Origin of the sequence: Verrucosispora sp. WMMD573, from assembly GCF_027497175.1 — a bacterium.
Taxonomy (GTDB): Bacteria; Actinomycetota; Actinomycetes; order Mycobacteriales; family Micromonosporaceae; genus Micromonospora.
On the sequence record NZ_CP114901.1, the window covers coordinates 481,180 to 504,458 of the forward strand.

The following is a 23,279-nucleotide window of genomic DNA, read 5'->3' on the forward strand; positions in this document are numbered from 1 at the left end:
GGTGCGACGACGGGGGCAGCCCGGCAGGCAGGATCCCGGCGAGACGAGCGGAGGTGACCATGACCGTGGCGGTGTTCGACCACGAGGGCCCGTGGACCGAGGAGGAGTACCTCGCCCTCGGCGAGACCTCCCAGCGCGTCGAACTCTTCGACGGGAGCCTGCACGTGACCCCAGCCCCCACCCCACGCCACCAGCGGATCGCCAGGAAGCTGGGCAACATCCTGGAAGCGGCGGCCGAGGCCGTCGATTTGGAACTGCTGGAGGCGGTGAATGTTCGACTACGACCGGGACGGGTTCCAGTCCCGGATCTGGTGATCACCACGCCGGTCGACCTGGACGACCCGCACATCGAGGCGGCTGACGTTCGACTTGTTTGCGAGATCATCTCGCCAGGCAACGCGGCCACGGACAATGTCCTCAAGATGCACTACTATGCCGCCGCCGGCATCGAGTGGTACCTACCGGTCGAGCAGACAACCGGCGCGCTCCGCCTCTACCAGCGGCGTGGTCGTCACTACGTCGAGCATCAGGCGGTCAAACGAGGTGCAGTGCTACACCTGAACGCACCTGTCCAGGCAACGATCCGTCCCGAAGATCTCGTCCCCTGACGGTTGTCGGTCGGGTCGCCTAGGGTCGGGCCATGAGCGACCGCATCATGGACACCGGGGTAACGCGTCTCGTAAACGTGCACGATGAGACGTCGCCGTGAGCGAATTCGAGGTGGCCGAGGCGGCGGTGCAGGCGGCGCTGGACGCTGGTGCCCGGTACGCCGACGTTCGGGTGATGCACCGGCGCTACGAGTCGATGACCGCCCGCAACGGCGACATCGAGTCGCTGGCCCAGGACGAGAGCGTCGGTCTGGGCGTACGCGCGTTGGTCAGTTCGGGTTGGGGCTTCCACGCCGTACCGGAGCTGTCCTACCTGGCCGCCCGCGACGCCGGCCACCGGGCCGCGCGGACCGCGGCGGCCAGCGCGCTGGTCTCCGGCCCGCCCGTCGACCTGGTCGCGGTCACCCCGACCACGGCGAGCTGGTCCTCGCCCTGTGAGGTCGACCCGCTCGGCGTCTCCCTCGCCGTCAAGGGTGACCTGCTGGTGGCCGCCACCCGCACCATGACCGAGCACGGCGCCGACCTCGCCGAGGGGCTCTACCAGATCTGGGACACCGCCAAGTGGTTCGTCTCCAGCGAGGGGCACCGCATCGACCAGCGCATCCGCGAGTGCGGCGGTGGCATCTCGGCCACCTCCGTGGGTGCCGGTGAGACCCAACGCCGGTCCTGGCCGAGCTACCGCGGCCAGTACGGCACCACCGGCTGGGAACTTGTCGAGTCACTGGAGTTGACCGCGCACGCGGCACGGATCGCCGAGGAGTCGCGGGCACTGCTGACCGCGCCGCTCTGCCCCACCGGCGAGACCGACCTGATCCTCGGCGGCGAGCAGTTGGCGCTCCAGATCCACGAGTCGGTCGGGCACGCCATCGAGCTGGACCGCATTCTAGGGTGGGAGGCGGCCTTCGCCGGCACCTCATGGTTGGATCTCGCGCAGCTCGGCTCGCTGCGGTACGGCTCCGAACTGATGACCATCACCATCGACCCGACCATCCCCGGCGCGCTGGGCAGCTTCGGCTACGACGACGAGGGCTCACCGGCGGTGAAGCGCGACGCGGTGCGGAACGGCCGCTGGGTGGGCGTGCTGGCGGGCCGGGACTCGGCCGCCGTCGCGGGCCTCGATCACGGCGGCAGCGTACGCGCCGACGGGTGGGCCAGGCTGCCCATGGTGCGGATGACGAACGTGGGCCTGGAACCGGGCCCGCACACCCTGGACGAAATCGTCGCCGCCACTGACGAGGGGGTGCTGATGGACGTCAACAGGTCCTGGTCCATCGACGACAAGCGGCTCAACTTCCAGTTCGGCTGCGAGATCGGCTGGGAGATCCGCAACGGCCGGCGGGGGCGGATGCTGCGTAACCCGACGTACACCGGCATCGGCCCGCTGTTCTGGCGCTCGATGGACATGCTCTCCTCGGAGACGGTCCCGTGGGGCACCCCAAACTGCGGCAAGGGCCAGCCCGGCCAGATCGGGCACACCGGTCACCCGTCGGCCCCGGCCCGTTTCCGCAACGTCCGGGTGGGGGTACGCGCGTGACCGAACACCAGCACGTCGTGGTGACGCCGTACGTCGTCGCCGACCACCGGGAGGCAGCGTGAGTGCCGCCCCGGCGCGGTCCGGTGACACCGAGTTGGACATCGCCGGCCGCGTGGTGGACCTGGTCGCCCGGCTGGCCGGGCCGGCCGCGCAGGCGGAGGTCACGGTGACCCGAGTCGAGTCGGCGTTGACCAGGTTCGCCAACTCGGCGATCCACCAGAACGTGGCCGCCTCCTCCGTGGACGTCCGACTTCGGATCCACCTGGCCGGGCGGACCGCCGCCGGCAGCGGAAACGCGGTCACCACCGACGGGTTGCGCGCGCTGGTGGAGCGGGTGCTGACGGCGGCCCGGTTCACTCCACCGGATCCGGCCTGGCCGGGGCTCGCACCGGCGGCGCCGGTGGCGCCCTCGCCGGCGTGGGATCCGGCCACGGCGCACGCCGGGCCGGATCAACGGGCCGCCCTGGTTCGGGCGTTCGTCGACGCGGCCGGCGGGTTGGCGACCGCGGGCTACTGCCGCACCGGTTACCGCACGGCGGCGTTCGCCAACTCGGCCGGCCACTTCGCACAGGGGCAGGCGGCAGATGCGGCGATGGACGGCATCGCCCGCACCGACGGCGCGGACGGCACGGCCCGGCAGCACGTCGACCGGGTCGCCGACCTCGACGGCGCCGGCCTGGGACGGCGGGCCGCCGCCAAGGCGCGAGCAGCGGCTCACCCGGTCGAGCTGCCACCCGGGCGCTACCCGGTGGTGATGGAGCCGCCGGCCGTCGCGGACCTGCTGGAGAACCTCGCCTGGTACGGCTTCAACGGCCGGCGGTACGCCGAACGTCAGTCGTTCGCCGCACTCGGTACGGCCCAGTTCGATCGGGCGGTGACCCTGGTCGACGATCCACTCGCGGCCTCGGGACTCCCGTTCGACCTGGAAGGTACGCCGAGCCGGGCACTGACCCTGGTGGACGCCGGCACCACCAGCGCCGTGGTTCACGACCGGCGCAGCGCCGCCGAGCTGGGTGTCGCCTCGACCGGGCACGCCTGGGCCGGCAGCGCCACCTTCGGTCCGATCCCCCGCAACCTACGCCTCGCCCCTGCCGACACGTCCGGCGCAGCCGACCCGACGGGCGCCTTCCTGGCTGGCGGTCAGGGGATCGGTGGCTCGGCGACCCATGGCGCGGCAGGGGACGGTGGAGTGACCGGCCGCCCGGCGGTGGACGGCGCGATCGGCGATGCGGACACCGCCGCCCTGGTCTCCCGGATGGAGCGCGGCCTGCTGGTCAGCGACCTCTGGTACACCCGGGTCCTGGATCCGCTGAGTCTGGTCGTCACCGGTCTGACCCGCAACGGCCTGTGGCTGGTCGAGGACGGTCGGGTTACCCGTGCGGTCCGCGACCTGCGCTTCACCGAGTTCTATCCGCGGGCGCTCGCGCCGGGTGCGGTCCTGGAGCTCGGTCGGCGCGCGGTACGCCTGCCGGACCGGGTGGACGGTGTCTGGTGGGAGGCGCCGTCGTTGCGGCTGGCCTCGTGGAACTTCACCGGCGGGGCGTCCGGTTGACAGTTTGTCGATCTTTTCCGGTCAGCCGAATATTGATCATGGCGAGAGGCTTTCCAACGAGCGGGACACACGGGACACTGCCTTGCGCGGACGGCCCGCCTAGATCGGCGTAACGTGTGTCACTTAGCTGCTCCGGTACGCCGGTGCGGTCGTTGGTGTGCGCAGAACGCGGCAGGCGGGTGCGGGTTCGCCCGTCCGCATGCCGCCCGGAAGTGTTCCGCCGCCCGTGACAGGGCCCCGTCAGGGAGACGACGCGAATGACATCATCGGCAACGAAACCGCGGGGTGTGCGCGCACGCGCCGCCATCGCGGCGAAGACGTTGCGGACGGACCGTTGGTGGTTTGCCCCGCTGATCACGGTCATCGGGCTCAGTGCGTGGGTAGCGTACGCGACGGTCCGGGTCTTCATGCACAAGTGGTACTGGGTCGAGGACTACCACTACCTGACCCCGTTCTACTCGCCGTGCGTGACGGACCGGTGCCTGCCGGAGGCCGCCCACTTCGGGCAGTACCTGGCCGGCTGGTGGATCATCCCGGACGCCGCGTTCACCCTGCCGTTCCTGCTGCTGTTCCGGCTCACCTGCTACTACTACCGCAAGGCGTACTACCGGTCGTTCTGGCTGTCGCCGCCGGCCTGCGCAGTGCCCGACGGTCACGCCTCCTACGGCGGCGAGACCCGGTTCCCGCTGATCGTGCAGAACTCGCACCGGTACTTCTTCTACTTCGCCGCGATCATCTCGTTGATCAACACCTGGGACGCGATCCTGGCCTTCCACAGCCCCGAGGGCTTCGGCTTCGGGCTGGGCAACCTGATCCTGCTCGGCAACGTGGTCATGCTCTGGGCGTACACGATCTCCTGCCACTCCTGCCGGCACATCATCGGCGGCCGACTGAAGAACTTCTCCAAGCATCCCGTCCGCTACCGGGCCTGGGGTTACGTCTCCTGGCTCAACGTCCGGCACATGCAGCTCGCCTGGATCACGCTCGGCACGCTGGCCCTGACCGACTTCTACGTCATGGCCGTCAGCGCTGAGTGGATCTCCGACCTGCGGTTCATCAACTGAGGGCCCCTGACATGACGACCACTACCACTCGCATCGAGCGACACCACTACGACGTCGTCGTGATCGGGGCCGGCGGCGCCGGCCTGCGTGCGGCGATCGAGGCGCGGCTGGCCGGCAAGAAGACCGCGATCATCTCCAAGTCACTGTTCGGCAAGGCGCACACGGTGATGGCCGAGGGCGGCGCCGCCGCGGCCATGGGGAACGTGAACAGCCGGGACAGCTGGCAGGTCCACTTCCGGGACACCATGCGCGGCGGCAAGTTCCTGAACAACTTCCGGATGGCGGAGCTGCACGCCAAGGAGTCGCCGCAGCGGATCTGGGAACTGGAGACGTACGGCGCGCTGTTCGACCGCACCAAGGACGGCAAGATCTCGCAGCGCAACTTCGGCGGCCACGAATACCCCCGACTGGCCCACGTCGGCGACCGGACGGGTCTGGAGCTGATCCGCACCCTCCAGCAGAAGATCGTCTCGTTGCAGCAGGAGGACAAGCGCGAGCACGGCTCGTACGACGCACGTATCAAGGTCTTCTCCGAGACCACCATCACCGAGCTGCTGCTGGACGAAGACCGGATCGCCGGCGCGTTCGGCTACTACCGGGAGTCCGGGGAGTTCGTCCTCTTCGAGGCGCCCGCCGTGGTGCTCGCCACCGGTGGCGTCGGCCGGTCCTACAAGGTCACCTCGAACTCCTGGGAGTACACCGGGGACGGCCACGCGCTGGCGCTGCGCGCCGGAGCCACTCTGATCAACATGGAGTTCCTCCAGTTCCACCCGACCGGCATGGTCTGGCCGCCGTCGGTCAAGGGCATCCTGGTCACCGAGTCGGTCCGCGGCGACGGTGGCATCCTGAAGAACTCCGAGGGCAAGCGGTTCATGTTCGACTACGTCCCGGACGTCTTCCGCAAGCAGTACGCGGAGACCCCCGAGGAGGCGGACCGCTGGTACGACGACCCGGACAACAACCGGCGTCCGCCGGAGCTGCTGCCCCGCGACGAGGTCGCCCGGGCGATCAACAGCGAGGTCAAGGCCGGTCGGGGTACGCCGGCCGGCGGCGTCTACCTGGACATCGCCTCCCGGCTGCCGGCCGACGAGATCCGTCGTCGCCTGCCGTCGATGCACCACCAGTTCAAGGGACTGGCCGACGTCGACATCACCAAGGAGCCGATGGAGGTCGGTCCGACCTGCCACTACGTGATGGGCGGCGTGGAGGTCGACCCGGACAGCGGCGCCGCGTACGGCTCGGTGCGTGGGCTGTTCGCCGCCGGTGAGGTCTCCGGCGGCATGCACGGCTCCAACCGGCTGGGCGGCAACTCCCTGTCCGACCTGCTGGTCTTCGGCAAGCGGGCCGGCGGACACGCGGCCACCTACGTCGACCAGCTGACCGGTCGACCCCGGGTGGCGGTGACGGCGGTGGAGACCGCGGTGGAAACGGCCCTGGCACCGTTGCAGCGGGACACCGGCGAGAACCCGTACACCCTCCAGCAGGACCTCCAGGCGGTGATGGGGGATCTCGTCGGCATCATCCGGCGGGAGGCCGAGCTGGCGGACGCGCTGTCCCGCCTGGCGGAGCTGCGCGAGCGGGTGGCGAAGGTCAGCGCCGCGGGCGGCCGGCGGTACAACCCGGGCTGGCATCTCGCGTTGGACCTGCGCAACATGCTTGTCGTCTCCGAGTGCACCGCGAAGGCGGCGCTGGAACGTCGGGAGTCGCGCGGCGGCCACACCCGCGAGGACTTCCCCACAATGGATCCGCAGTGGCGACGGGTCAACCTGGTCTGCTCGCTGGTGGGCGACGCCGTCCGGTTGGAGCGCAAGCCGCTGCCGAAGATGCGTTCCGAGCTGATCGGCCTGTTCGACCGTGCCGAGTTGGCCAAGTACCTCACCGACGAGGAACTCACGGAGTTCGACGCCCTTGTCGCCGCCGATGCCGCTGCCACAGCGGCGGCCACCGACGCTGACGCCGAGAAGGAGAACCGCTGATGGGAACGAAGCGCCAGTTCCGGATCTGGCGGGGTGACGCCGACGGTGGCGACCTGCAGGACTACACGGTCGAGGTGAACGAGGGCGAGGTGGTCCTCGACGTGATCCACCGGTTGCAGGCCACCGACGCGCCCGACCTGGCCTGCCGGTGGAACTGCAAGGCCGGCAAGTGTGGCTCCTGCTCCATGGAGATCAACGGGATGCCCAAGCTCGGCTGCATGACCCGGATGTCGACGTTCGAGGAGAACGAGACGATCACGGTGACCCCGTTGCGGACGTTCCCGGTCATCCGGGACCTGGTCACCGACGTGTCGTTCAACTACGAGAAGGCGCGGGAGACGCCGGCCTTCGCGCCGCCGACCGATCTGGCCCCCGGGGACTACCGGATGCAGCAGGTCGACGTCGAGCGCTCGCAGGAGTTCCGCAAGTGCATCGAGTGTTTCCTGTGCCAGAACGTCTGCCACGTGATCCGGGACCACGACGAGAACAAGCAGGCGTTCTCCGGGCCCCGGTACTTCATCCGGGCCGCGGAGCTGGACATGCACCCGCTGGACACCAGGACCGACCGCAAGGACTACGCGCAGACCGAGCAGGGCCTGGGCTTCTGCAACATCACCAAGTGCTGCACCGAGGTCTGCCCCGAGCACATCAAGATCACCGACAACGGGATCATCCCCATGAAGGAACGGGTCGTCGACCGCAGGTACGATCCACTTGTGTGGCTCGGTAGCAAGATCTTCCGGAGGGGTCAGGTGCCTCAGACCAGCGTGACCAGCGGACACTCCCCGGGCGCGGTGCGCTCCAGCGCCGCGGGCGGCGGTGTGCACTCACACGCCGGCGGCTCCCACGACGCCCAGGCCGAGGTGCAGGCCCAGCAGGGCGTCAACTGGCACCGCGAGGTGCCCCACCCGACCGCCCCGGCGGTCGACGCGAGCGGCAAGCTCCCCCTGACGGAGCTCACCTTCGACCGCGCCGCCGCTCCCAGCCCGTTCGGCGACGACGTCACCTTCCCGCTCCCGCCCGAGCACCTCAACTTCGCCCACCCCGACCAGGACAAACCCACCCACTAACCCCCGCACTCTTTCCACGTTGATCATGAGGTTAGCGGCAATATTTGATCTCCACGATGCCGCTAACCTCATGATCGACAGGGTTATCCACAGGGGCTGCGGTGGAGCGGGGAGCTTCGCCAGCCTTGGGGGATGGTTCGTGAGGGGTGGATCCGGCAGGTTGCGGCGGGGCAGGACGGGCTTGTGTGCCGGGAGCAGGCACTGGGGTACGGCTACACCCGGCATGAGGTCGACAATCTGGTCACCTCGGGGCGGTGGCAGTCGATGGCTCGGGCCATCTATCTCCCGCAGCCGGCCTGGGCGGCCAAGCCGTCCCGGCGCCAACAGGTCCGGGCTGCCCTCATGTCGCTGGGACCGGCCGCCTACGCGGTCCACGGCACCGCTGCCGAGCTCCACGGCATAGCCGGCCTGCCGAGGTCCAACGAGATCCACGTCGGCCTGCCGGGGACGGCCGCCAAGCGGGCGCGGGTCGGGCAGGCCGACGTGGTGCTGCACCAACTGGGGCACCCGGCAGATTCCCTGGTCAGCTTGGACGGGCTGCCCGCCACAGACGCCATCGCCACCGTCGGCGACGTGATCCTGAAGGTGGGGCGGTATCCGGCCGTATCGGTGCTGGACTCGGCATTGAACCGGGGACTGCTGGTCGAAGACGACCTGGCGTTGATCGCCCACCAGATCAGGCGTCGACGGGGTGCGATCGCGGCTCGCGGATACCTCGCGGAGGCGGATGGGCGAGCCCAGTCCCCGCTGGAGACCCGCACCAGGCTGCGCTGTGTCGACGGCCGGGTGCCACCCGACGCGTTGCAACTCGAGATACGCGACGACGACGGCTACCTGCTCGGCATCGGCGACCTCGGCTGGCGCGCGCCCCGAGTGATCGCTGAGGCCGACGGTCAGGCCCCCACAGCCTCCCGGACGCAGTCTTCAACGACCGCCGCCGCCAGAACCGCCTGGCCAACGCCGGCTGGACAATCCTCCGCTTCACCTGGCAGGACACCCTCGACCCGGGCTACATCCCCTGGATCGTCCGCCAAGCCCTCACCACCTCCCGCCCCCGTTGATCATGAGGTTAGCGGCATCCTGGAGATCAACTACTGCCGCTAACTTCATGATCAACCGGGGCGGGGGTCGATGGGGGAGGGTCGATGCGGGGGGGTCAGGGGGTCAGGAGGGGGCGGAGGGCGGCGACTATCGGGGCGTCGGCGGGGAGCCAGGTGACGGTGCCCAGGTCGGCGGCGGAGAGCCAGCGCAGGGCGGAGTGTTCGAGGGCCTGGGGTTCGTCGTCGTGCAGGAGGCGGGCGGCGTACACCCTGAGCACGGAACGGCCGTGTGCCATCCGGACGTCACGACCGACCCGCGCGCCGATCTCCACGCGTACGGCCAGTTCCTCGACGCACTCGCGGGCCAGCGCCGCCGTCTCACTCTCCCCCGGCTCCACCTTGCCGCCAGGGAACTCCCACATGCCCGCCACCTCGGGCGGGGCGGATCTGGCGCAGGCGAGCACCCGCCCGTCCCTGATGATGGCCGCGCCGACGATCACCTTCGGATCGCGCCGTACGGCTTGCCCGCCGCCGTTCGCCCGTTCGGTCCGCACGGGCGTCCAGAGTGCCAGATCAATCGGCGGTTTGGGTAGCTTGGTCGTCCGTCAGGCCAGGAATCCCCGGAAGTGTGGGCGTGGACACACCCTCCGTGCGACGTAAGACTAGAGGCACCGACAAAGACACGGGGCGGCGACGATTTGGCCACAAGCCGGCAACGAAGCCTGGGAGGAGCGGTGATGCGGGCGCTGTTTGGCGGTCGGACGAAACACGACTACCTCAGCGATGCCCTCACCCTACTGTCCGGTTGGACGCGTGAGGGTGAGCAGATCCGGCGCACGCTCGTCATCGACGACACGCAACACGCGGCGCTCACCGAGCGGGTGAAGGTTGTCGCCGACGCGCTGCATCTGCGCCCGGACATCAGCCGGCGCGCCGATCACACCCAGATCCGGGTGGGGCACGGCAATGAGCCCCTCTCCGAGGGCGAGGTCCTGCTGGCCGCCCGCATCGAGGACGCCTACCGCGCGGTCACCGAGAGCTGACGGCGCGTCAGCTGGCGGACGCTGCCTACCGTGGGCACCATGGCCAACGCGACCTATGACCGCAAGGAACAGTTCCAGCAGATCCAGAGCGGCCTGCTCGACGGTGAACAGATCATCGCCGTCTACGACGCCGTCGGCACCGGCACCGGGTTCATCGGGCTGACCGACCGACGCGTCATCATCCAGGACCGCTCGTTCGTCGGCAAGAAGTACGCGATCACCAGCATCCCGTACTCGAAGATCACCAGCGTGAGCGTGGTCAGCAACAAGTCGTGGGGCGGCTCGTTCTTCTCCACCGGCGCGATCGCCATCCACGTCGGTACGCACACCTACGAGGTGGAGTTCCGCGGCGACCAGAAGAGTCACCACGTGCACAACGTGATCCTGCACTACATCAGCTGATCAATGTCCGGGCGGTGGCGCTCCCCGTCGCTGGCTGGTCGTACTTCCGGCGTACCCGCCGAGTGGCCAAGCCATTGTCGAGGAAACCGTGCCCACGGCCTGACCCGCCGACGGTTCCGCCCTCCCGTGGGAAGCGGTGACTCGCCAAAATCAGTTGCCGTCGGCCATCGATGCCGATTGACTCACGAACCGACCGAGCGAAGGGAGCGACGACATGAGGCACACCGCTACCCCCAGGCAGCGAGTAGGCACCGTCAACCCCATCGAATCGAGGCTTCGTGCGTACGTGGGAATCAACGGACAAGGCACCGTGCGGCGCCGGTAGCAACGACGGAGGCCGCTGATGTCGGTCTTCGACGACCCGGGACACTTCGGCCGGCTCTGGGCCGACACCTATGACCTACCGGGCGGCGTACCCGACCCGGCGCCGGCGGTGGAATTTCTCGCCCAGCTGGCCGGCAACGGCCCGGCGCTGGAACTGGCCATCGGCACCGGTCGGGTCGCCCTTCCCCTGGCCGAGCGCGGGATAACCGTGGAGGGGGTCGAGGCGTCACCGGAAATGGTCGCGAAGCTGCGGGCCAAGCCTGGTGGCGATGACATCCCCGTGGCCATCGGCGACATGGCGGAACAGGCCGGTCTCCGGCTCACCGAGCGGTACGCCGACTGGGACCGCTCTCCCTTCGGCCCGGACAGCACCTCGCACGTCTCCGTGTACCGGCTCGGGTGATCCACGGCGCGGGTACGACGGTCCGGCCGTCGTACCCGCGCCACAGCGGGCACCGGGCGGCTCGCGCCGGGCTGGGATACTGGCCTACATGCCGATCCGTGCGTCGTTGACGGCCAGCTTCCGCCAGATCCGTTACCGGGGCCGCGGGCGTTGGCTACGCCGGGCGGCGCTGGCCGGAGTGTTCGGTGTGGTGCTGCTGACGGTCGGTGTGTGGGCGAGCGCGAGCTGGATCCGCTCCGGCGCCGAGGGGCGCACCTACCCGGTCGCGACGGTGCCCGACGCGCCGGTCGCGCTGGTGCTGGGTACCCGGGTCCAGCCCGACGGCACGCCGGCACCGTTCCTCGCCGCCCGGCTGGAGATCGCTCGCGAGCTGTACGCCACCGGCAAGGTGCAGGCGATCCTGGTCTCCGGCGACAACATGCGCCACGAGTACAACGAGCCTGAGGCGATGCAGCGCTGGCTGGTCGAGCAGGGGGTGCCGGCCGACAAGGTGGTGCTCGACCACGCCGGCTTCGACACGTACGACTCGTGCGCCCGGGCGAAGCGGATTTTCGGGGTGGAGCGGGCGACGGTGGTGACTCAGCAGTTCCATCTGGCCCGCGCCGTCACGGTCTGCCGGCACCTCGGGATCGACGCCAACGGCGTCGGCGATGAGACCGCCCGGGACCTGAGCCACCGCACCTGGCGGATCAGCTCGGCCCGCGAGTACGGTGCCGGCCTCAAGGCCGCGCTGGACATGCTCTCCCGCCGCGACCCGGTGCGTCTCGGCGACCGGGAGACCGGCATCGACGACGCCCTGCGCGCCGGATGACCCCGCCCCCACGGCAGGTCCCGATGTTTCTCCGGGCGGGCGTCCGGCTTGGTGGAGATGCCGTGCCCAGCGCCGCCAGGCTCGCGCCCGCAGCGAGCTCGACGTCGAACTCGCACCAGGCCGACTCCAGGTTGCTGTCGACGCCGTACCAGCAGCGGCGGGCGCGGCGGCAAGACCGGCCGCGAGGAGTGCGGCCCTGACAGCGCAGAGGTTTCGCCACGCAGAACTATTCCGTGAGGACCGCGCTGCTATCGCCCCGCGGAGGAGCCCACCAGACAGACGGCGGCAGCGAGCAGCACGAAGACCGGAGTGGCGGCGAGCAGCCCCACCCATCGGGCTGGGCGCTGCGGTTGTCGCGCACTGATCAGCCCAAGGATCACCAGGCTGACCACGAGCGCCAGCAGAAGCGCCGGCGCCCCGACGAAGAGTCCCGCCATGAGCACTCCGGAACGCGGCGACCCGCAGAAAGTTTCCTGGCAGTCCGGGTCAGGCACGTCGGACTGGCTGTACGCGAGCAGGAAGAAGGCACCCACCGCGACCGCGTACCACACGATCAGGTGCAGCAGGGCCAGGCCGGGGTTGGTCTTCCAGGGCTCCTGTGGCGTGAACATCGACACCGGCCGAGTGTCCCGCCTCGGAGCGGCGCCCGCTGCCCGCCTCAGACGTTGAAGCGGAACTCGACCACGTCGCCGTCCTGCATCACGTACTCCTTGCCCTCGATGCGGACCTTGCCCGCCGCCTTCGCCGCAGCCATCGAGCCGGCCTCGACCAGGTCGGCATAGGAGACCACCTCGGCCTTGATGAAGCCGCGCTGGAAGTCGGAGTGGATGACCCCGGCGGCCTCCGGGGCGGTCGCGCCGATCGGCACGGTCCAGGCCCGCGCCTCCTTGGGGCCGGCGGTGAGGTACGTCTGGAGGCCGAGCGTGCGGAAGCCCACCCGGACCAGCTGGTCCAGCCCCGGCTCGGACTGCCCGATCGACTCCAGCAGTTCCCGGGCCTCCTCCTCGGGCAGGTCCACCAGCTCGGACTCGATCTTGGCATCCATGAAGACGGCCTCTGCGGGCGCCACCAGCGCCCGGAGTTCGTCGAGGAACTCGGCGTTGTTCAGCTCGGCCTCGTCGACGTTGAAGACGTAGAGGAACGGCTTGGTGGTGAGCAGATGCAGCTCACGCAGGTGCTCCAGCTCGACGTTGGCCGCCGCCGCGCCCGCGCAGAGGGTGGTGCCGCCGTCCAGGACGTCGACCGCCCTTCGCGCGGCGTCCACCGCCGCGGCCCGGTCCTTGCGGAGCTTGGCCTCCTTCTCCAGCCGGGGCAGCGCCTTCTCCAGCGTCTGCAGGTCGGCCAGGATCAGCTCGGTGTTGATCGTCTCGATGTCGTCGGCTGGTGAGACCTTGCCGTCGACGTGCACCACGTTCGGGTCGGAGAATGCCCGCACCACCTGGCAGATCGCCGAGGCGTCACGGATGTTGGCCAGGAACGCGTTGCCCCGCCCCTGACCCTTCGAGGCGCCCCGCACCAGGCCGGCGATGTCGACGAACGACACCGGGGCGGGAATCACCTTCTGCGAGCTGAAGATCTCGGCGAGCTGGTGCAGCCGCTCGTCCGGCAGCCCGACCACACCGACGTTGGGCTCGATGGTCGCGAACGGGTAGTTCGCGGCGAGCACGTCGTTCTTGGTCAGCGCGTTGAACAGGGTGCTCTTGCCGACGTTGGGCAGGCCGACGATGCCGATGGTGAGACTCACGACGAGCCAGCTTACGCCGGTACCGCCCGGCCGCCGGCAGGTAGGCCCGACCCGACGTCAGCGCTCCGCCGGACCGGGTCGGCCCGACCGCGCCGGGCGTTACGGGTCGTGCTGCGGCGCCCCCTGGCGCGGCACCAGCAGGTCGATCCGTAGCGCACCGGGGGCGAGCTCGGCGGCGGCGGCGAGTGGCAGCGTGAAACGGGCGTCGGCGGCGGGCGCGGCGTGCCGCGACTCACCGAGCATCCAGTGGATCTCGTCGGCCGTCCACCCCAGGGCCGGTCGAGCGGCGATCTCCCGGAGCAGCCGCAGCGCGGCGCGGGTGTCGTCGTCATAGAAGCGCATGCACCAGTGGTGCACCCACATCCCGAGCGAGCGCACCCCGTCCTGGTCGAGCGAGCCCACCAGCCGGCCACAGGCGGTGTCACCGAAGGCGCGGCCCGGATCGTCGGCGCGGTCCCGCTCGATGGCCCCGACCGCGGCCGGAGCTACGGCGCGCATCCGGCGATAGAAGCGCTGGACCACTGTCGGGTCGAGTGGTGGGTGCTCGTGTCCCGACGCCGCCCGCCCCGCCACGCTAACCATTGCCGCACCCTTCTGGAGTTGGTGGCCGCACGCTACCCACCACAACCGACAGTTCCCCCTCCCCCACCCCGCCCCCTGCCGCGATCATGCAGTTGTGGCGGCGGCAAACCGGGCATAAACCACTCATCCGGATGCCACAAGTGCATGATCGGCGATGCGGAGGGTGTGGTCCGAATTCCGCGAGCCGGGTGGGCGGAGGCGGGGGCATCATCGGTTAGGTGGAACTCGACTTCGAACGGTGTTACCGGGCCGTCGACAGCCGTGACCAGCGGTTCGACGGCTGGTTCTACACCGGCGTGACCTCAACTGGGATCTACTGCCGGCCGTCCTGTCCGGCGATGACCCCGAAGCGACGTAACGTGCGATTCTTCCCGTCGTCGGCGGCGGCCCAGCGGGCCGGGCTGCGCGCCTGCCGTCGCTGCCGCCCGGACGCCTCTCCCGGCTCACCCCAGTGGGACGTACGGGCCGACGTGGTCGGCCGGGCGATGCGACTGATCGCCGACGGCGTGGTCGACCGCGACGGGGTGCCGGGGCTGGCCGCCCGGCTGGGCTACACCGAACGGCACCTGCATCGGATGCTGCGGGCGGAACTCGGCGCGGGTCCGCTGGCACTGGCCCGGGCTCAGCGCGCGCAGACCGCCCGCACCCTGATCGAGACGACCGGGCTGGGCCTGGCCGAGATCGCGTTCGCCGCCGGGTTCGGCAGCGTCCGGCAGTTCAACGACACCGTACGCGCGGTCTACGGCGCACCACCGTCGCAACTGCGAAGCGGAAATGGCACGGCTGTCCGTGGTGCGGGCACGGTCACCCTGCGGCTGGCGTACCGGCCACCGCTGCACGCCGCCGCGCTGCTCGATTTCCTCGCCCGGCGCACGCTGCCCGGCGTCGACGAGGTGGTCGACGGGGCGTACCGGCGGGGGTTGCGGCTGCCACACGGCCCCGGAGAGGCCACGCTCACTCCAGCGGTCGGTCACGTGGCGGCGACGCTGCGCCTGACCGACCTGCGCGACCTGGCCCCCGCCGTGGCCCGCTGCCGACGGCTGCTCGACCTGGACGCGGATCCGGCCGCCGTCGACCAGACGCTCGCCGCCGACCCCGCGCTGGCCGCGACGGTGGCGGCCGAGCCTGGGGTACGCGTCCCCCGCGCGGTGGACGGCTTCGAGATGGCCGTCCGCGCCATCGCCACCCAGCAGGTTTCCCTGGCCTCCGCCCGCACCACCCTCACCCACCTGCTCACCCACCCGGGTGCAGTTGATCAAGAAATTCTGGCCACGGCGAGCGCTTCCGGCCGGCGCAATGCTCTCGGTCAACAGGATGGGGCGCTGCGCGGGTTCGCGACCGCGGAGGAGGTGCTGAGGGTGCCGGATTCGGGGTTCCGGATGCCGGTGGGGCGGCGCGAAACGATCCGGGCGGTGGCTCGGGCGGTCGCAGCCGGTGAGCTTGACCTGGAGTCGGGTGGCGACCGGGAGGAGACGGTGCGGCGGTTGACCGCGATTCCTGGTGTCGGCGCCTGGACCGCGGGCTATCTGGCTATGCGCGCGCTCGGCGACCCCGACGCGTTCCTCCCCACCGACCTCGCGCTACGTCGGGGCGCCGCCGCCCTCGGCCTCACCGACAACCCCAAGATCCTCGACGAGTACGCCGTCCGCTGGCGCCCCTGGCGGTCGTATGCCGTGATCCGTCTCTGGCGATCGGCGTGAGCCCGGCCGCCGGCTCCACCCGAATCCAACCGCCCGGCCCAGCCTCGGGTTTCCCGGGCAGGCCAGCATCGATCCAACCCTGGAGAGCCGCATGAGCAGTACGAACACCACGAGCAGCATGATCGACAGCACCGTCATCGACACCCCCGCCGGGCCGTTCACCGTTCTCGTCGGCCCGGACGGCGCGGTACGGGCGTCCGGGTTCACTCCGGACCCGGCGAACCTGCTGCCGCTTGTGCACCCCAGCCTGCGCGGTCAGCCTCGACACCGGCCGGACCTCGGTCAGGTCACCGCAGCCGTCACCGACTACCTCGACGGCAACCTGACCGCGATCGACGACGTCCCGGTCGAACAACACACCGGCGGGGCGTTCATGGCTCATGCCTGGCAGGTGCTGCGCGACGTCAAACCGGGCGCACCGGTCACCTACACCGGGTACGCCGCCCTGGCCGGCCGCCCCACCGCGGTACGCGCCGCCGCGGCGGCCTGCGCCCGCAATGCCGCCGCGCTGTTCGTCCCCTGCCACCGGGTGTTGCGTACCGACGGCACGCTCGGCGGCTACCGCTGGGGGCTGCCGGTGAAACGCTGGCTCCTCGACCACGAGCGACTCGGCTAGCAACACACAATCGGTAACCATCACGGTGTGCAACGGCACTCGCCGGTCGCTCGCCGACCAGAGAGTGCCCACCCGCACGCTTTGCTCTGCTTCACTCCACGCAACAGGCCACTGAGTAGCGGTAATGCGTCAACAGCGCTTCGATGACGGAGGCGCCGCCCGTTGCGGAGGGTATCCGTTGCGTGGGTTGAAGCAGAGCAAAGGGGGTGGGGAGTGGTTGGGCGGTGGACCGTGACGCACACGCAGCGTCAGGAACCAGCCGGAGAACGGCGGTGGGCCGCGGGACCACAAGCAGCGGAGCAACGGCAAGGTGGAGGGGCAGTACGGCGAACGGCGGCACGACGGAGGGCGGCGGCGACGGCCCAGCTGACAGCAAACCGACACCGGCGTCGCCGCCAGATGCGGCTACCGTCGGGTAGTGGCTGCGGGGAGCGGCGGCGGCCCGGCCGACCGGGGCCAGATTCGCCGACATCCCCTGCGCAACCTCTGGCGACTGCGCCGTTACCTGCGCCCACACGCCCTCGAGTTCGGGTGGCTGATGCTCGCCGGGCTCGCCGCCACGGGTGCCGGCATCGCCGTACCCCTGGTGGCGCAACGGGTGGTCGACGGGCCGGTGGCCCGGCGTGACCTGACCGGTCTGTTCCTGCTGGCCGGGCTGGCACTGCTGCTCGGCCTGGCCGAAGCCCTGCTGATCTTCGTTCGTCGGTGGGTGCAGTCATCGTCCTCGGTGGCGATGGAGGCGGCCATCCGCACCGATGTCTACGCCCACCTGCAACGGCTGTCGGCCAGTTTCCATGACCGGTGGCCGTCCGGCCAACTCCTCTCCCGGATCACCAGCGACCTGTCGGTGCTGCGCCGGTTTCTCTCCTTCGGCCTGTTCTTCCTCGTGCTCAACCTGGTCACCTACCTGGTCGTGGTGGTGCTGCTGATCCGGCTGCACCCCGCACTGGGGCTGCTGGTGGCCGCCAGCGCGGCGCCGCTGTTCCTGATCGCCCGCCGTTTCGGCCGGCACTATCACGTCGCGTCCCGCCGCATGCAGGACCAGCAGGGCGACGTGGCCACCTTGGTCGAGGAGACCGCGCAGGGCCTACGCACGATGAAGGCGTACGGGCGGGGGCCGCAATTGGTCGCTCGGTTCGCAGCCGGCACCGAGGCGCTGCATGACACCGGGATCGGCAAGGGACGGCTGCTCGCCCGCACCTCCGCGCTGCTCGATCTGGTGCCGAACCTGACTCTGGGCACCGTCCTGGTGGCCGGGGCCGCCGCCGTCGCCGGCGGACGACTCACCGTGGGCCAGCTCGTGGCCTTCGTCAACCTCCAGCTGATGCTGATCTGGCCGGTGCAGTCGCTGGGCTGGATCATCGCCAACGGGCAGGAGGCGGCCACCGCCGCGGACCGGATCCAGGAGGTGCTGGACACCCGGCCGGCCATCGTGGACCGTCCGGTCGCCATCGCCCTGGCGCGCTCGACGGTGCGCGGTCGGCTCCGCTTCGAGGGGGTGGGCTTCCACTATCCGGCAAGCGCGGTCCCGGTACTGCGCGGCCTCGATCTCACCGTCGAGCCCGGCGAGACCGTGGCCGTGGTCGGTGCCACCGGCAGCGGCAAGAGCACCCTGTTGTCCCTGGTGCCGCGACTGCACGACGTCAGCGCCGGCCGCATCACCCTCGACGGGCACGACCTGCGCGACCTGCGGCTGGCTTCGCTGCGCGGCCTGGTCGGGTTCGCCTTCGAGGAGCCGACGCTGTTCTCCATGTCGGTGTGGGAAAACCTCACCCTGGGCCGAGCCGACGCCGGCGAGGACGAGGTCCGGGCCGCGCTGACGCTGGCCCAGGCCGAGTTCGCGTACGACCTGCCGTGGGGATTGCGTACCCGGCTCGGGGAGCAGGGCCTGTCGCTCTCCGGCGGCCAGCGGCAACGACTCGCCCTGGCCCGGGCGGTGCTGATCCGCCCGGCCGTGCTCGTGCTCGACGACCCGCTCTCCGCGCTCGACGTGCACACCGAGGCGCTTGTGGAGTCGGCGCTCAAGCGGGTGCTGCGCGACACCACCGCGCTGCTGGTGGTGCACCGCCCGTCCACCATCGCCCTGGCCGATCGGGTGGCGTTGCTGGAGCACGGCCGGATCACCGCCGTCGGCACCCATGCCGAGCTGCTCGCCAGTGTGCCCGCGTATCGTGGGCTGCTCTCCGCCGAGCCGGGCGGCTCTCCCCTGGTGCTCTCGTGACCGCCGCGTCGGCCGTGCCGGACCCACCGCCCGAGGCGGACCCGGCCCACTGGCGGGGGGTGGCGCCCGACCCGAACGCCGACCGCAGCCTCGCCGAGGACACGGATCCGGCGGCGGTGGCCCGGCTGCGCGCCCGCAGCCGGGCGCTGCTGGCGGACGTGCTGCGCCCGCACCGGGCCCGGCTGGGCACCGCGGTCGCGCTGCTGTTGACCCAGAACGCCGCGGCCATGTCCGGGCCGTACCTGGTCATGCTCGGCATCGACCGGGCGATCGAGCCGCTCCGGGCGGGCGAGCCCGGCCCGCTGATCACCGTGGCCGTCTCGTTCGCCGCCGCGGCCGGCATCGAGTACGCGGCCCGGCGTGGCTTCCTCAGCGTCTCCGCCCGCATCGGCCAGGCTGTCCTGCTCGACCTGCGCCGCCGGGTGTACGCGCACTTCCTGCACCTGCCGGTGGCGTTCCACGAGCGCTACACGTCGGGGCGGATGATCTCGCGCCTGACCAGCGACATCGACTCGATCGCCGAGCTGGTCGACGGGGGTGTCGAGAGCCTGGTGATGGCCGCCCTGACGATCGTCTCGGTGGCCGGCATCCTGCTCTGGCTGGACCTGCCGCTGGCCTCGGTGACCCTGCTCGCCTTCCCCCTGTTGTTCTGGCTGTCCCGTTGGTTCGCCCGTGCCTCGGCCTCCGCGTATCGGCGTACCCGGGAGGCGATGGCACTGGTGATCGTCCATTTCGTCGAGTCGATGCGGGGTATCCGAACGGTCCAGGCGTATCGCCGGCAGGCGCGCAACCAGCACATCTTCGACTCGGTCAACGACGACTACCGTCGGTCCAGCCGGCACGCCTTCCATCTGATCGCGACGTACTCGCCGGGCATCAAACTGATCGGCAACGTCACGGTCGCGGTGGTGCTCTGCTATGGCGGCGCGCGGGTGCTGGGCGGCGACACCGGGGTCGGTGTGCTCGCGGCCTTCCTGCTCTATCTGCGCCGGTTCTTCGAACCGATGCAGGAGCTGAGCCAGTTCTACAACTCGCTCCAGTCGGCGACCGCAGCGCTGGAGAAGCTCGCCGGGGTGCTCGACGAACGGCCCTCGGTGGCCGAACCGACCCGGCCCGTACCGCTGCCCGACGGCCCGGCGCGCGGCGCGGTCCGCTTCCACGCGGTGTCGTTCGGGTACCGCCCGGACTCCCCGATCCTCACCGGGCTGGACCTCACCATCCCCGCCGGGCAGACCGTGGCCCTCATCGGGCCGACCGGCGCCGGCAAGTCCACAGTCGCCAAGCTGCTCGCCCGGTTCCACGACCCGGACACCGGCACGGTCACCCTCGGCGGTGTGGACCTGCGCGCGGTGGCCGACGCGGAGCTGCGCCGGGCGATGGTGCTGGTCACCCAGGAGACCCACCTGTACGGCGGCACCGTCGCGGACAACATCCGGTTCGGTCGCCCGGACGCCGACGACGAGGCCGTCGAGGCCGCCGCCCGAGCGATCGGCGCCCACGACTTCATCTCGGCGCTGCCCGACGGGTACGCCACCCAGGTACACCGCCGCGGCGGCCGACTCTCCGCCGGGCAGCGGCAGTTGGTCGCCTTCGCCCGGGCGTTCCTGGCCGACCCGGCGGTGCTGATCCTGGACGAGGCCACCTCGTCGCTGGACGTGCCGACCGAACGTCTGGTGCAGCACGCGCTCGGCAGCATCCTGCGAGACCGGACCGCGCTGGTGATCGCGCACCGGCTCTCGACGGTGGAGACCGCCGACCGGGTCCTGGTCCTCGACCGGGGCCGGATCGTCGAGGACGGGCCGCCGGCCGAGCTCATCGTCGGCGGGGGCCGGTACGCCGACCTGCACCGCCAGTGGCGCGACTCGCTGCTCTGATCCGTTGGTGATCAGTAATGGCGTGCCCACCACGGTCCCGGTGCCTACGATCTACGGATGACCGATACGGCGAGGACGGCCCGCACCGGCGTCCCCGAGCGTCCGCAGCTGGACGGGCTCGAGGAGACCTGGTCGCGCCGCTGGCAGGAGGAGGGCACGTACGCGTTCGACCGCAGCAAGGAGCGGTCGGACGTATACGCGATCGACACCCCGCCGCCGACCGTATCCGGCGAGCTGCACATGGGGCACGTCTTCTCGTACACGCACACCGACCTGATCGCCCGGTTTCAGCGGATGCGCGGCCGGACGGTCTTCTACCCGATCGGCTGGGACGACAACGGCCTGCCCACCGAGCGCCGGGTGCAGAACGTGTACGGGGTGCGCTGTGAACCCTCGCTGCCGTACGACCCGGACTGGGCACCGCCGAGCGCCCCCGTGGACGACGCCGCCCGGAAGCATCCGACCCCGATCTCCCGGCGCAACTTCATCGAGTTGTGCGAGCGGCTGACCGTCGCGGACGAGCAGGTCTTCGAGGCGCTGTGGCGGCGGCTCGGCCTGTCGGTGGACTGGTCGTCGATGTACACCACCATCGGACGGGTGGCCCGGGCCACCTCCCAGCGGGCGTTCCTGCGCAACCTGGCGCGGGGCGAGGCGTACCAGGCCGAGGCGCCGACCCTGTGGGACGTCGGTTTCGCCACCGCCGTGGCCCAGGCCGAACTGGAGGACCGGGAACGCCCGGGCGCGTACCACAGGCTGCGCTTCCACGCGCCCGGCGGGCGGGCGGTGCTGATCGACACCACCCGACCGGAGCTGCTGCCGGCCTGCGTCGCGCTGGTCTGCCACCCCGACGACGAGCGGTACGCGGACCTGGTCGGCACGACAGTGCGTACCCCCGTGTTCGGGGTGGAGGTGCCGGTGCGCGCGCACCCGCTGGCCGACCCGGCCAAGGGCACCGGCATCGCGATGGTCTGCACCTTCGGTGACCTGACCGACGTGACGTGGTGGCGGGAACTGGCCCTGGACACCCGGGTGGTCGTCGGCCGGGACGGCCGGCTGTTGCCGGAGCCACCGGCCGGGGTGCCCGCGCAGCCGTACGCGGCGCTGGCCGGGCAGCCGGTGAACGGGGCCCGACGGGCGATCGTGGAGCAGCTGACCGAGGCGGATGACCTGGTCGGCGAGCCGCGTCCGATCAGCCACCCGGTGAAGTTCTACGAGCGGGGCGACCGGCCCCTGGAGATCGTCTCGACCCGGCAGTGGTATCTGCGCAACGGTGGCCGCGACACCGGGCTGCGGGAGGAACTGCTGGCCCGCGGGCGGGAGTTGCGCTGGGTGCCGGAACACATGCGGCACCGCTACGAGCACTGGGTCGGCGGCCTGACCGGCGACTGGCTGGTGAGCCGGCAGCGCTACTTCGGGGTGCCGGTGCCGGTGTGGTACCGGCTCGACGACGCTGGCGAACCGGACTGGACCCAGCCTCTCACGCCGGCGGAGTCCGCGCTGCCGATCGACCCATCCGGGGACTGCCCGCCGGGGTACGACGAGTCGCAGCGCGGGGTGCCGGGCGGCTTCGTCGGCGACCCGGACGTGCTGGACACCTGGGCCACCTCGTCGTTGACCCCGCAGATCGTCGGCGGCTGGGAACGGGACCCGGATCTGTACCGCCGCGTCTTCCCGATGGACCTGCGCCCGCAGGGGCACGACATCATCCGCACCTGGCTGTTCGCCACAGTGGTCCGGTCGCATCTGGAGCACGGCGTGCTGCCCTGGCAGACGGCGGAGCTGTCCGGCTGGATCCTCGATCCCGATCGCAAGAAGATGTCGAAGTCCAAGGGGAACGTGGTGACCCCGATGGCGTTGCTGGAGCAGCACGGCTCGGACGCGGTGCGGTACTGGGCGGCCAGCGGCAAGCCCGGCACGGACCTGGCCTTCGACCCGGCTCAGATCCGGATCGGCCGGCGGTTGGCCACCAAGCTGCTCAACGCGTCGAAGTTCGCGCTCGGGCTGGGCGCCGCCGACGCGTTGCGCGCCCCGGCCACCGAGCCACTCGACCGGGCCATGCTCGCCGAACTGTCCGGGGTGGTGGCCACTGCGACAACGGCGTTCGAGGGGTACGACCACACGGCCGCGCTACAGGCCACCGAGTCGTTCTTCTGGCGGTTCTGCGACGACTACATCGAGTTGGTGAAGGAGCGCGCCTACGGCAGCGGGGCCGGCGCGGACTCGGCCCGGGCGGCGCTGGCCACCGCGTTGTCGGTGCAGCTACGGCTCTTCGCCCCGGTGCTGCCGTACGCGACCGAGGAGGTCTGGTCGTGGTGGCGGTACGGTTCGGTGCATCGCGCGCCGTGGCCGACCACGTACGAGGTGGGCCGGGCGATCCAGGGCGACGGAGATCCGCACCTGCTGCGGCTCGCCGCCGACGCCCTGGGGCAGGTCCGCCGGGCCAAGTCCGAGCGGAAGCTGTCGATGAAGGCGGAGGTGCCGCTGGCCGAGGCGCTCGGTCCGGCCGCGCTGCTCGACCAGCTCACGTTGGTCATCGACGACCTGCGCGCCGCCGGCCGCATCGGCAAGCTCGACCTGCTCCCCGACCGCACCCCCGAACTCGTCATCGCCTGCGCCTTCTGAGGATGCCGCGCAACATCGGGGGAAGTGTCGCCTCAACAGCCGGGGAGGCAGCACTTCCCCCGAAAGTGCTGCCTCCCGACACCCCCCTGAAGG

Annotated in this window: 20 protein-coding genes; 16 read left to right on the top strand and 4 right to left on the bottom strand. The window is 70.7% G+C overall.

Translation table 11 applies throughout. The features are described from left to right. Positions 1-59 precede the first annotated feature (59 nt). The 7 genes from O7601_RS02235 (at position 60) to O7601_RS02265 (ending at position 8,908) form a co-directional block, all read left to right on the top strand. Positions 60-608, top strand: a complete 549-nt coding sequence (locus O7601_RS02235) for a Uma2 family endonuclease (protein ID WP_281564637.1) — start codon at positions 60-62, stop codon at positions 606-608. 97 nt (positions 609-705) lie between these two features. Then, complete coding sequence (locus O7601_RS02240) at positions 706-2,142, top strand: TldD/PmbA family protein (protein ID WP_281564638.1); 1,437 nt, start codon at positions 706-708, stop codon at positions 2,140-2,142. A gap of 58 nt (positions 2,143-2,200) precedes the next feature. Continuing rightward, positions 2,201-3,694, top strand: coding sequence for a metallopeptidase TldD-related protein (locus O7601_RS02245; protein WP_281564639.1), 1,494 nt, complete (start codon positions 2,201-2,203; stop codon positions 3,692-3,694). Between the two features lie 257 nt (positions 3,695-3,951). Beyond that, positions 3,952-4,758: a hypothetical protein gene (locus tag O7601_RS02250; RefSeq protein ID WP_281564640.1), complete on the top strand. Its 807-nt coding sequence runs from the start codon at positions 3,952-3,954 to the stop codon at positions 4,756-4,758. A gap of 11 nt (positions 4,759-4,769) precedes the next feature. Next, positions 4,770-6,734, top strand: coding sequence for a fumarate reductase/succinate dehydrogenase flavoprotein subunit (locus tag O7601_RS02255; RefSeq protein WP_281564641.1), 1,965 nt, complete (start codon positions 4,770-4,772; stop codon positions 6,732-6,734). Next, positions 6,734-7,804, top strand: a complete 1,071-nt coding sequence (locus O7601_RS02260) for a succinate dehydrogenase/fumarate reductase iron-sulfur subunit (protein ID WP_281564642.1) — start codon at positions 6,734-6,736, stop codon at positions 7,802-7,804. The genes O7601_RS02255 and O7601_RS02260 overlap by 1 nt, the downstream gene beginning before the upstream one ends. 132 nt (positions 7,805-7,936) lie before the next feature. Further along, the gene (locus O7601_RS02265) at positions 7,937-8,908 is read left to right on the top strand and encodes a hypothetical protein (protein WP_281564643.1); all 972 of its coding nucleotides are present in this window, start codon (positions 7,937-7,939) and stop codon (positions 8,906-8,908) included. Between the two features lie 52 nt (positions 8,909-8,960). On the opposite strand, the gene O7601_RS02270 is transcribed toward O7601_RS02265, so the two are convergent. Next, complete coding sequence (locus O7601_RS02270) at positions 8,961-9,398, bottom strand: (deoxy)nucleoside triphosphate pyrophosphohydrolase (RefSeq protein WP_281564644.1); 438 nt, start codon at positions 9,396-9,398, stop codon at positions 8,961-8,963. 183 nt (positions 9,399-9,581) lie between these two features. On the opposite strand from O7601_RS02270, the gene O7601_RS02275 reads away from it, so the two are divergent. The 4 genes from O7601_RS02275 to O7601_RS02290 all read left to right on the top strand — a co-directional run bounded on the left by O7601_RS02275 (position 9,582) and on the right by O7601_RS02290 (position 11,827). Next, positions 9,582-9,887 carry a 4a-hydroxytetrahydrobiopterin dehydratase gene (locus O7601_RS02275; RefSeq protein WP_281564645.1) on the top strand — a complete coding sequence of 102 codons (306 nt, stop codon included), beginning with the start codon at positions 9,582-9,584 and terminating at the stop codon, positions 9,885-9,887. A 39-nt stretch (positions 9,888-9,926) separates the two neighbouring features. Continuing rightward, the gene (locus O7601_RS02280) at positions 9,927-10,289 is read left to right on the top strand and encodes a PH domain-containing protein (RefSeq protein ID WP_093405480.1); all 363 of its coding nucleotides are present in this window, start codon (positions 9,927-9,929) and stop codon (positions 10,287-10,289) included. Positions 10,290-10,632: 343 nt separating this feature from the next. Then, positions 10,633-11,016 carry a class I SAM-dependent methyltransferase gene (locus O7601_RS02285; protein ID WP_281564646.1) on the top strand — a complete coding sequence of 128 codons (384 nt, stop codon included), beginning with the start codon at positions 10,633-10,635 and terminating at the stop codon, positions 11,014-11,016. A gap of 88 nt (positions 11,017-11,104) precedes the next feature. Then, positions 11,105-11,827 carry an ElyC/SanA/YdcF family protein gene (locus O7601_RS02290; protein WP_281564647.1) on the top strand — a complete coding sequence of 241 codons (723 nt, stop codon included), beginning with the start codon at positions 11,105-11,107 and terminating at the stop codon, positions 11,825-11,827. 248 nt (positions 11,828-12,075) lie between these two features. Here the strand turns inward: O7601_RS02290 and O7601_RS02295 are convergent, their stop codons facing one another. From O7601_RS02295 to O7601_RS02305, 3 genes are all read right to left on the bottom strand, one after another. Then, positions 12,076-12,444 carry a hypothetical protein gene (locus O7601_RS02295; RefSeq protein ID WP_281564648.1) on the bottom strand — a complete coding sequence of 123 codons (369 nt, stop codon included), beginning with the start codon at positions 12,442-12,444 and terminating at the stop codon, positions 12,076-12,078. A gap of 41 nt (positions 12,445-12,485) precedes the next feature. After that, positions 12,486-13,571 carry a redox-regulated ATPase YchF gene (ychF, locus tag O7601_RS02300; protein ID WP_281564649.1) on the bottom strand — a complete coding sequence of 362 codons (1,086 nt, stop codon included), beginning with the start codon at positions 13,569-13,571 and terminating at the stop codon, positions 12,486-12,488. A gap of 99 nt (positions 13,572-13,670) precedes the next feature. Continuing rightward, positions 13,671-14,153, bottom strand: a complete 483-nt coding sequence (locus tag O7601_RS02305) for a hypothetical protein (protein WP_281564650.1) — start codon at positions 14,151-14,153, stop codon at positions 13,671-13,673. A gap of 218 nt (positions 14,154-14,371) precedes the next feature. On the opposite strand from O7601_RS02305, the gene O7601_RS02310 reads away from it, so the two are divergent. The 5 genes from O7601_RS02310 to valS all read left to right on the top strand — a co-directional run bounded on the left by O7601_RS02310 (position 14,372) and on the right by valS (position 23,186). Next, the gene (locus O7601_RS02310) at positions 14,372-15,853 is read left to right on the top strand and encodes an AlkA N-terminal domain-containing protein (RefSeq protein ID WP_281564651.1); all 1,482 of its coding nucleotides are present in this window, start codon (positions 14,372-14,374) and stop codon (positions 15,851-15,853) included. A 91-nt stretch (positions 15,854-15,944) separates the two neighbouring features. Further along, positions 15,945-16,469, top strand: coding sequence for a methylated-DNA--[protein]-cysteine S-methyltransferase (locus tag O7601_RS02315; protein WP_281564652.1), 525 nt, complete (start codon positions 15,945-15,947; stop codon positions 16,467-16,469). A 538-nt stretch (positions 16,470-17,007) separates the two neighbouring features. Next, positions 17,008-18,690, top strand: a complete 1,683-nt coding sequence (locus O7601_RS02320) for an ABC transporter ATP-binding protein (protein ID WP_281566766.1) — start codon at positions 17,008-17,010, stop codon at positions 18,688-18,690. Continuing rightward, positions 18,687-20,564 carry an ABC transporter ATP-binding protein gene (locus O7601_RS02325; RefSeq protein WP_281564653.1) on the top strand — a complete coding sequence of 626 codons (1,878 nt, stop codon included), beginning with the start codon at positions 18,687-18,689 and terminating at the stop codon, positions 20,562-20,564. The genes O7601_RS02320 and O7601_RS02325 overlap by 4 nt, the downstream gene beginning before the upstream one ends. Before the next feature lie 57 nt (positions 20,565-20,621). Next, positions 20,622-23,186, top strand: coding sequence for a valine--tRNA ligase (valS, locus tag O7601_RS02330; RefSeq protein WP_281564654.1), 2,565 nt, complete (start codon positions 20,622-20,624; stop codon positions 23,184-23,186). The last annotated feature ends 93 nt before the right edge of the window (positions 23,187-23,279 follow it).